The sequence below is a fragment of the Caballeronia calidae genome (genome assembly GCF_900044055.2).
GTDB classification, from domain to species: Bacteria; Pseudomonadota; Gammaproteobacteria; order Burkholderiales; family Burkholderiaceae; genus Caballeronia; species Caballeronia calidae.
On sequence record NZ_FCOX02000076.1, the window covers coordinates 21,141 to 29,458 of the forward strand.

Below are 8,318 nucleotides of genomic sequence, written 5' to 3' on the forward strand. Positions count from 1 at the left end.
GATCAGATCTGGGCAGCCGCCTGCGTTGCGAGGTACCGGACGATGGTCGGGACGCAAAAGAAGCAGAAGCAGCAGACGACCGCGATCGCGGCTCCTTTCATCGGCACCCATCCCTTGCCGACCATCACCACAAGCACGCCCAGGATAATCATGAAAATATAGGGTCCCCAGCTGATGAAAATGGCCTGGGCGAAGGCTTGCAGCAAGCTTGTCCCGGTGCTAAAACTGGCTTGCGCAAAGGCCAGCTCAGGAACACAGAGGAGCAAGGTCGCGAACGTTGCGCTACGGCGGCGAAGCGCATTCATTAGAAATGTCGTGATGGTTGTGTTCGTCAAGTATTGACGAACCGTATCGATGACTCTCTTCATGGTGAATCTCCCCGATATATTTCAATAAGTACTATTAAACATACATGGCTCACCACGATCCAGATGGGCGATGCGTGGCTAGTACATCGAGCCGTACGAGACGCCCTGCTCCCAGCGGCTTTGCCAGTGGTCCAGATATGCTTTTGCGAGTGAAGGGTCGTGCCAAATCACGATGGCGTTTTCGCTGTTACTGCGAGCGGCCGCTGTCGAATAGTTGAAGGATCCCGTCTCGACAGCTTCTGCGTCGACCACGATGTATTTGTCGTGGTGGATGGGGAACGCACTGATCGTGCGCGTCGGGATACCGGCATTCACGAGCAAGTTCAATGCGGCGCGCGCCTTGCCAGAGCGGTCTTCGCGCAGATTGTTTTTATCGTCAACCACGACGGCCACGTCCACGCCTCTTTGTCTAGCCATAATCAGCGCCTTCACCACACTGGGTGAGGTAAAGCTGTATGCCGCCAGCCGGATAGACCGTCGGGCCGCTCCAATCGCTTTCAACACCAGCTGTTCGGCACAGCCGTCCGGCGAGAACCCGACCTCGATCGAAGCGGCCGCCGTCGGGATGACAGCAGCGCCCATCAGGCGATCGAGTCCACCCGCATAAGCGCCCGCGGGCACCAGTAAAGCAACGCACGTAACGGCGAGGGAAAATGCGACGCAAGCACCGCTTTGTCGTAGCGTGACACCCATCTGTGTAGACTCCATCATCGTTCTATTTTTCGGCAAACGATCACCCGGACATTAGCATTCCTAATGTCGGCATCGGTTATCAGGCAACAATGCGATTAACCGCCGATTATTCTTCTGGCGGGTTCACCTGCTCCGATGGCGTGCCTCTCAAATACGTCCAATCGACCTTTCCGTTGAGCGCCTCACACCTCACTTGGCCGCCCGTCAGTCGCTCGATTTTTGGACAGTACTCAACTGGCACCCCTCGCACTCGCCAATTCGTTACGGTGGATAGGCGTTTAATGCCGAGCAGCCGCGCCATCTTGGTTGGCCCGCCAACCAGAGCCAAGGCATATTCCAGGGCCGATGCCGGCAGCGCCGGGGGTCTACGTGTTTTCATGTTCGGTACAGTACACGACGCGTGTTTTGCAGTCAACTATTTGTGCTTTTCGCGCTTGCTTTCCACGAGTCCCGTTGACGAAGAGTCTTCCGCTTTTAGTCCGATTTTCAGCGGAAACACGCTCTTAACGTCGCGAAATCAAGCGTACCGCAACCACATTTTGTCTTGGTGAATTACACGATTTGTGTTGTACAATGCACTCAGTCGATAGCTCGTAGCTGGCCGCGGCTCTTGCAGTAACGGCCCAACCACCCGGGGAACATTTCTTAACTGGAGTCTTTATGAATAAGAAGAACAAAATTACGGCTTTTCTCACCTCGTCGATCACGATTGCATCCGCCGTCGTTTTAGCCGCTTGTGGCGGCGGAGGTGGCAGTTCTTCGCCGACGACAAGCACACCGACTTCATCCAGTTCCTCGACGTCGCAGACGGTCACTGGCACGCTCTCAACGCCGCAGTACGCATCCACGAGCGCCCAGCTAGCCGCGTTCAACATGTTGAATCAGTATCGGACGCAATGCGGCTTTCCTGCCTTGCAGGAGAACACTGTGCTTGACACCGCAGCGCAGAACCATGCGAAGTACATAGGGTTGAATAACACCATTACGGATACAGAGGTGCTGGGCAATCCAGGCTTCACCGGCGTCACGTATGCCACACGCGCTACTTATGCCACGTTTCCGCAGAGCGTTTTCGTAACCGGAGCAAGCGGTGCTGGCAACGAGGCTTTTTCTTCAAGCTTCTCGGCGGCAGTGGCCGGCCAGCAATTTATTTACAGTTTGCTCGGCGGCGTCTACCACAATGTCGTCGCTGCTTATCCAGCGAATCTTGTTGGCTACGGGGAATATCAAACTCAATCAACCGTAGGCGCTTATACTTACACCGACTCGTGGCAATCCATGAGTCTATCGAGTACACAAGCACAGACTGTCAGTAACGCGCCTCTTACGTTTCCATGCCAGGGTGTGAGTGGATTGCCTTACAAGGATGTCTTGGAAACGCCCACTGCTCCGAACGCTTCAAGCTCGGGTTGGGGTACGCCTGTTGTCGTCATGGGAAACAGCACTGATGCTGTCCTCTTGCAATCTGGAACGATGACGGACACATCCGGGAATCAGATCATCCTTCAGGTGCTTAACTCTACGACAGACCCCAACAAAGAACTTGCCGCATTTCAAGCTGTTGCCTATCCTGCTTCGCCGCTTTCACCGAACACTACGTATAGTGTTTCCCTTACGGGTACTGTGAACGGTACCGCCTTCAGCCGCAGCTTCACATTTACGACCGGCAACGTCGTCGGCTAACGACGGTCGAAGCTGAAGCAAAAAACCGTTCAAGAAGTCGAACGGCTTTTTGCTTACCTACTTTAAGCATTAGTTTGGCCCGCCACCGCAGGTATTCGGATTCTCTAGCTCATAAAGGACGCCCGACACCACCGTTGAACCGGGCGTGATCCAGCAGTAGCCCAAGCCCCCGCTGCTATCAATGCCATACCAAAGGTCGTTATCCGATGGGCTTCCGGGGGTGCCGGAACTACGAATCGTCGCAAAACCGCAGTACGGGTTATCAGCATACTTCGTGTATTGCGTCATACCTTGACCATAGTAGGGTCCGCCCAATGAGCCGAAAAGCGATTGCCCAGCTTGTAATGCACTCGTCCAATGCATGAAACCGCTGTCCGGAAGGCCCCACGGGTCGAGCGTTGCTAGCGCCGCCTGACACGCTTGCTCTTCCTCTGCTGTCGTGGTTGGTGGAGTTACCGTTCGCTGACATGTCGGCGCACTCCAACTCGACCCATTCCATACCGGCGAGCCTGTTTGCGTATAGCCGGACGAACACGTCGGTGGCGACTGGTAATTGCACGCAGGCTGGCTCCAATGCGACCCCTTCCAAATGGCGGCCGATGTCGTCGTCCACCCTGCTGCGGTCGAGCATCGCGGTGCGGGGATGGGACTGGCGATGATCGGCGTGACGCATCGGGAATCTGAATAGCCGGGCGTACAATCGATCACGTGCGCGAACGCGGTATGGACGCTCGTTAGCGTCCCGATCGCGAGCAGCATCCGCATCAAGGTCTTGCGAAAACTCATCCTTATCTCCCTATTATCAATACGCGCAATAGGTGCCGACGCTCGCCTCTGCGCCGCCAATTGCGCTCCCCTGCCCGTCCGTGATGTAGACGGTCCAAGGCCCGCTTCCGCTCACCCCGTAATTCACCACGGCCGTATCATCAACAGAAAAATTCTGCGGTGTGATGACGACCCCAGCACTGCCACCTGACGGACAGGTCGGAGCTGATATCTGAGTACCGTTCTGCGCGATTGAATAGCCGTAACGCAGCCAGCGGCCACCGATCGGCAGCCATTGGTGATATTGGCAAGACAGCCACTGCCCGGACCCATCCGCGTTGGCCGCAGCCTGGCCGTTCGTGCTGCAATAGGTATCCGGGCTCGCGATGCTTCCTGGTTGAATCGTGCCCTGAACACCCAACGCGGCCTGACCGTTCGCCGCCGTGATAGTCAGATGGTTATTGGAATCATTGATGATGCGCGCGTTGTAATCCTGCACGCCTTGACCAGCCAGATGGAAATCGACATACGGCGTCCCAGCACCGGCCTGGCTGTTGTTACCGCCAAGCTCAAGCGAGCCGCCCTGGTCCGAGTTGAGCTGTCCGCCACCCGAGTTCTGCAACGTATCCGCCGTGACGGTCGCCGCGCCCGTCACGTTATGCTTCGTGCCGCCGGTATCCGTCATCCCGAGGTCCGTCTGCATCTCGTTAAGCTCGGGGTGATTCGCCACTTGAACGCGATAGAGATAACTGTTGTTCGTCTGCGTATTCGTGAATGCGAGCAGCGAAAACAAGTGGCCCGATCCCGGGTTCGTGAATCCCGTGAGCGGTACAGTCCACGCACCGTATGCGCCATACGCATTGCTCGCGCTCATTGACGCGCTGCCATTTTGTCCGGCATATGGCACGAAGCCGCCCTGCGCTCCCGCCTGTGCGGCGATCTGCACCAGGTGTCGCGTGTCGCTGATCGCACGACCACCCGTCGAGAAGACGACCGATTGAAGCACTCCGCTGGATGGTTGAAGGACCTGTAGCTGCCACAGCTGACCGAACACATTTGTGGTCGAGAATCCGCTCGGCAAATAGCCTGCGTTGATCAGCGTCTGGGCGCTGATTGTCGTAGGTGTCGACGCCGTTGCAAGCGCTGCGATCGTGAGACCGTTGTCCTGTACGTATTGCTGCGCAGCCTTGTCGATGACGACCTGCTGACTAGCGGCGGCCGCCGTCATCACGTTCGCCACGCCGGCTTGCGCCCACTGAACGAACCCGGTGAACATCAGCATCGAAATCACGATGGAGACGAGGGTTGCGATAAAGGAGACCATATATTCGAGCCTTTCAGGATGACGTCTGTATCCAGTCCACGAGATCACCCACAGGAATCGTGGAAGGAATCGATGCCGTTTCTCCAGTGGCGAGATTGACGGCAACGCCGGCGCTTTGTACTCGGTACCACACGGCGTTGTCCTGCGTGTCTGATAGCACGATGCCTATCGCGCCGGGCGACACAGGCAGGTATCCGTAGACGTTGCGGCCATTGCCGATGTATGAGATCGTCATACATACCGCTCCGCCGGGCAATGCAACACCCGTCGGCAAAATCACGGTCATCCCGGTCGTCACAACACCCGGCGAGGCGAGCGCTGTGCTGGCGCAGGCTGAGCCGAACATTTCCGCCTGCTGGGCGGAAACAGCCGCAAGCGATTCCATACGGCCTGCAGGTCCCGCTCCCGGGACAGCATTCGCCAGTTGGGAGGCCTGCATCGTCAGTCCGAACCAGAAGAGCACCGCAACAAGCGGCAGAATCACAAAGCCCATTTCGTTTTCACCTTAGCCGCCGATGCTTCGCTCACTGGAAAGTCAACGCAATCGTGGCCGTGCCGCCCGCGCACGCCTGTTCTGCCGACAGCGCGTCGGGCTGCGTGCTTTGCGTGAAGGTCGAGTTGGCGACCACGAGGCTCACATAGTCTTTGAGGCCCGTCACCACGGTCTTGCAGGAGTCGACCGATTCCGAACCGCCACCGCCGAATGCAATCACCCCGTTCGTGCCGTTATTCGCCGAGCTCAACTGAATCGCGTTGCCCCAGTCGTCGTACAGCACACCATTTCTCACCATGTTTTGCGGAAACATGCCTCCGGTAGCGAGGTCCGCCGCGTTAGCGGTGGTGAAGTTCGCGTAGCCCTGATTACTCTGTGCAAAGCCACCTCGCGCGCTAGACTCGATCAGCGTGATTTCGCTTGCAAGACCGCTGGTTCTCGCCGTACTGAAACCCACGGCGATGATTGAACCCGCGAGCGCGAGCAAGATAAGTCCCACGATGATCGAAGCATTTTCAAGAATCCAATCACGCATCATGTTCTCCTAATTTAAAGTTGTTCGATTTCTATTAGTGGCCCATCGCAGACGACATCGTCGCTGCCACCCCATTACTGCCAATCCCAACGAACAAACCGGCGGCCAGCGGCACGATGAGCGCAAACACGCCGATCACCACGGCCTTACGTTCAAACTTCCGTTCGACCGATTTCGCATGCCTATCGAGCATGACTTCGAGCTTTTCCGCAAAGTCTGGAAAGCCGATATACACGCCCACTTCCTCGATCAGATCGGGCGACGGGAAATGTGAACCGGTGCGACGCATGGCAGCGGCTAGATCAAGACCGCCGTATTTCACGTTCTCGTAGACCGGTTTCAGGCGCGAAGCCAGCCACGGCGTCGCACTCGCGATGTCGTTCTCAAGGGCAGCCGTTTCCGGGATGCCCGCGCGCAGTTGCGCGACGAATGACAGCGTCCAGGCGAAACCATGAATCTCGCGATAGATCGGGAACGGGAAAATGTGGTTATCGAAAAACGCGCGACGCACCCCGGTCCATCGCGGCAATGCCCATAGGCTCCAGATGGCATAGGCCGCGATGCTTCCGAACAGCAGGGGCGCTTCCCAGCCAACGGCCAGTTGCCCCATCAAGTACATCACGTAGGCCGAACCCTTCCATTGCGACAACGGGACGACCGGTAAAAGGCTCGGGACAACAAACAGCCCGATGACGGCGAGCGTCGCGTAGGTGAGGAGAAACAACACAACCGGCGACAGCAGGCTTGAGAAGAGCATGCGCTGCATGCTGCCGACCAGATCACGCACGCTGAGAATCAGCCGTATCGCCTCAGGCATTCTCTTGTTGCGCTCACTTTTCTCCTTCGAGCCGCGCTCGCCAGACGCAAGCAAACGGCGCTCAAGCGGCGTCAGTACATCGCCGAAGGCCGACGTGAGTGTTTGTCCGTCGCGCACAAGACGCGTCACCTCTTCGATCGTCTTGGCTGCATTCACGCGCCCACGAGCCATGAGACGCTTGCGAAAGTCCTCGAGGACGACCGTCAGTTCCACGCCATTGGCAATCTGACTCTCTGCTTGCTCATAAAATTTGCGCCTGAGACGCCAGGAAAGTCTCGATGCCATCATTGAAGTTCCTTAACGGGAATGGGTTCGACCTTTTGCTCGGCGTCGTCGGGATCGAGCCGTCCCGCAAACACGAGATCAATCGCGTGCTCAATCATCGGCTTATCGGCTCCGGGTTTCGCCCGATGCTTGCGCGCGGCCCTGAGCACGTCGCCTTCGCGCACGGCGTGCATCAGCACCTCATCGGTCACGACGACTTCGGCGATCGCCTGCTCGTGCGCGATGTTCGAACCGTCGCAATGCTCGCAGCCGTCCCCGCGGGCGCGCACCGTTGCGAGATCGCCCCAGGTACGCAACGCGCTGAGGAGATACGCAGGCAACCGCCGGCCCGACTGCGCCAGCGGCACGCTGCAGTGCGGGCAAAGAATCGGCACGCGGCGCTGGGCCATAAGGCCGATAATCAGCCGGTGATGGGCGATCATCGCGGGGGCGAGACGCACGTGATCGAGACCTGCCAGACGCGCGAACACCTCGTAAGGATCGTTGACGTGGAGGGTCGTCGGCACACGGTGTCCGGTCTGGGCGGCTTGGAAGGCGGCGATGGCCTCCTCAACGCCGCGGATCTCGGACGGCAGGATGGTGTCGGGGTCCATCCGCAGCGCCATGCGCAACATTTCGCCGAAGCGCTCGCTTTCGGTTGAGAGCTGGAGGCTTCCCTGGATCGGATATTCGACGGGGTTTTCGATCGTGATGAGCCGCTGTTCCGGATACTGGCGCGCAAGCTCCATCATGATTTCGTAGAGCGTGGTCGTCTTGCCACTGCCAGTCGGGCCGGTGACAAAGAAAATGCCCTGAGGGTTGCGCATGATCCGCTCAATCAGCGCGACCTGTAGAGGGGTGAAGCCCATTCTGCCGAGGTGAAACTCGCCGGAGGGTCGCTCAGGTGTGGCGAGTTTCAGGCGCTTGGCGGCCGCCCGGGCGACGCATGGATCAATTTCACGCCGGGTGCCCTCATACTGGAGGCGTGCCACCAGAAAGCCGCCGCCCGATTCGGCCGGCCATGACGGTCCGCGGATGATCCGGACACTGGTCAGCCCCGAGCGCGGCAGCACGTAGCCGGCGATCTGCGCATCCTGGAATGAAAGCGGGTTATAGGTCGCTTCCTTGACGGTCGCAAGGCCCGTGTACATTGCACGCGCGAGGCGCTCGGCCTGATCCGCATGCAGTGAAATACCCTTGGCGGTCTTCAAGTCGCCTTTCACGCGAATCTGCACTTCGGCCGTTCGCTCGCGGATAAGCAGGTGCACGTCGCTGGCGTTCAGCGCCGCTGCATCAAGGAGAATCTCGCGGGCCTGGCAGAGCGTGGTCAGATCGACATCCTCGGCGGGGCCATCCGCGACGCCCCCCTGCTTCAG

General features: G+C 58.4%; 9 protein-coding genes. 1 reads left to right on the forward strand and 8 read right to left on the reverse strand.

The window, feature by feature from the left end:
- Nucleotides 1-2 precede the first annotated feature (2 nt).
- From AWB78_RS36085 to AWB78_RS44250, 3 genes are all read right to left on the reverse strand, one after another.
- On the reverse strand, nt 3-368 hold the full coding sequence (locus AWB78_RS36085; RefSeq protein WP_062611507.1) for a hypothetical protein: 366 nt from the start codon (nt 366-368) through the stop codon (nt 3-5).
- A gap of 78 nt (nt 369-446) precedes the next feature.
- Nucleotides 447-1,061, reverse strand: coding sequence for a phospholipase D family nuclease (locus AWB78_RS36090; protein ID WP_062611514.1), 615 nt, complete (start codon nt 1,059-1,061; stop codon nt 447-449).
- A 106-nt stretch (nt 1,062-1,167) separates the two neighbouring features.
- Nucleotides 1,168-1,440, reverse strand: coding sequence for a YdaS family helix-turn-helix protein (locus AWB78_RS44250; protein ID WP_074173615.1), 273 nt, complete (start codon nt 1,438-1,440; stop codon nt 1,168-1,170).
- A gap of 281 nt (nt 1,441-1,721) precedes the next feature.
- Between AWB78_RS44250 and AWB78_RS44255 the strand changes: the two genes are divergently transcribed.
- The gene (locus tag AWB78_RS44255) at nt 1,722-2,744 is read left to right on the forward strand and encodes a CAP domain-containing protein (protein ID WP_074173616.1); all 1,023 of its coding nucleotides are present in this window, start codon (nt 1,722-1,724) and stop codon (nt 2,742-2,744) included.
- An 802-nt stretch (nt 2,745-3,546) separates the two neighbouring features.
- Here the strand turns inward: AWB78_RS44255 and pilV are convergent.
- The 5 genes from pilV to AWB78_RS36120 all read right to left on the reverse strand — a co-directional run.
- Entirely contained in the window at nt 3,547-4,833 is a 1,287-nt protein-coding gene (gene pilV, locus AWB78_RS36100; protein WP_062611509.1) for a shufflon system plasmid conjugative transfer pilus tip adhesin PilV, read from the reverse strand.
- A gap of 13 nt (nt 4,834-4,846) precedes the next feature.
- Nucleotides 4,847-5,326 carry a hypothetical protein gene (locus tag AWB78_RS36105; RefSeq protein WP_062611510.1) on the reverse strand — a complete coding sequence of 160 codons (480 nt, stop codon included), beginning with the start codon at nt 5,324-5,326 and terminating at the stop codon, nt 4,847-4,849.
- A gap of 31 nt (nt 5,327-5,357) precedes the next feature.
- On the reverse strand, nt 5,358-5,864 hold the full coding sequence (locus tag AWB78_RS36110; RefSeq protein ID WP_232478012.1) for a type 4 pilus major pilin: 507 nt from the start codon (nt 5,862-5,864) through the stop codon (nt 5,358-5,360).
- 31 nt (nt 5,865-5,895) lie between these two features.
- The gene (locus AWB78_RS36115; RefSeq protein WP_082883544.1) at nt 5,896-6,966 is read right to left on the reverse strand and encodes a type II secretion system F family protein; all 1,071 of its coding nucleotides are present in this window, start codon (nt 6,964-6,966) and stop codon (nt 5,896-5,898) included.
- Nucleotides 6,963-8,318: GspE/PulE family protein (locus tag AWB78_RS36120; RefSeq protein ID WP_062611512.1), on the reverse strand; the 1,356-nt coding region annotated here is incomplete at its 5' end. The genes AWB78_RS36120 and AWB78_RS36115, both read right to left, overlap by 4 nt.

Coding starts and splice junctions, on each gene's coding strand:
- AWB78_RS36085 (WP_062611507.1), bottom strand. CDS start 368: ATGAAGAGAGTCATCGATACGGTTCGTCAATACTTGACGAACACAACC.
- AWB78_RS36090 (WP_062611514.1), bottom strand. CDS start 1,061: ATGGGTGTCACGCTACGACAAAGCGGTGCTTGCGTCGCATTTTCCCTC.
- AWB78_RS44250 (WP_074173615.1), bottom strand. CDS start 1,440: ATGAAAACACGTAGACCCCCGGCGCTGCCGGCATCGGCCCTGGAATAT.
- AWB78_RS44255 (WP_074173616.1), top strand. CDS start 1,722: ATGAATAAGAAGAACAAAATTACGGCTTTTCTCACCTCGTCGATCACG.
- pilV (WP_062611509.1), bottom strand. CDS start 4,833: ATGGTCTCCTTTATCGCAACCCTCGTCTCCATCGTGATTTCGATGCTG.
- AWB78_RS36105 (WP_062611510.1), bottom strand. CDS start 5,326: ATGGGCTTTGTGATTCTGCCGCTTGTTGCGGTGCTCTTCTGGTTCGGA.
- AWB78_RS36110 (WP_232478012.1), bottom strand. CDS start 5,864: ATGATGCGTGATTGGATTCTTGAAAATGCTTCGATCATCGTGGGACTT.
- AWB78_RS36115 (WP_082883544.1), bottom strand. CDS start 6,966: ATGATGGCATCGAGACTTTCCTGGCGTCTCAGGCGCAAATTTTATGAG.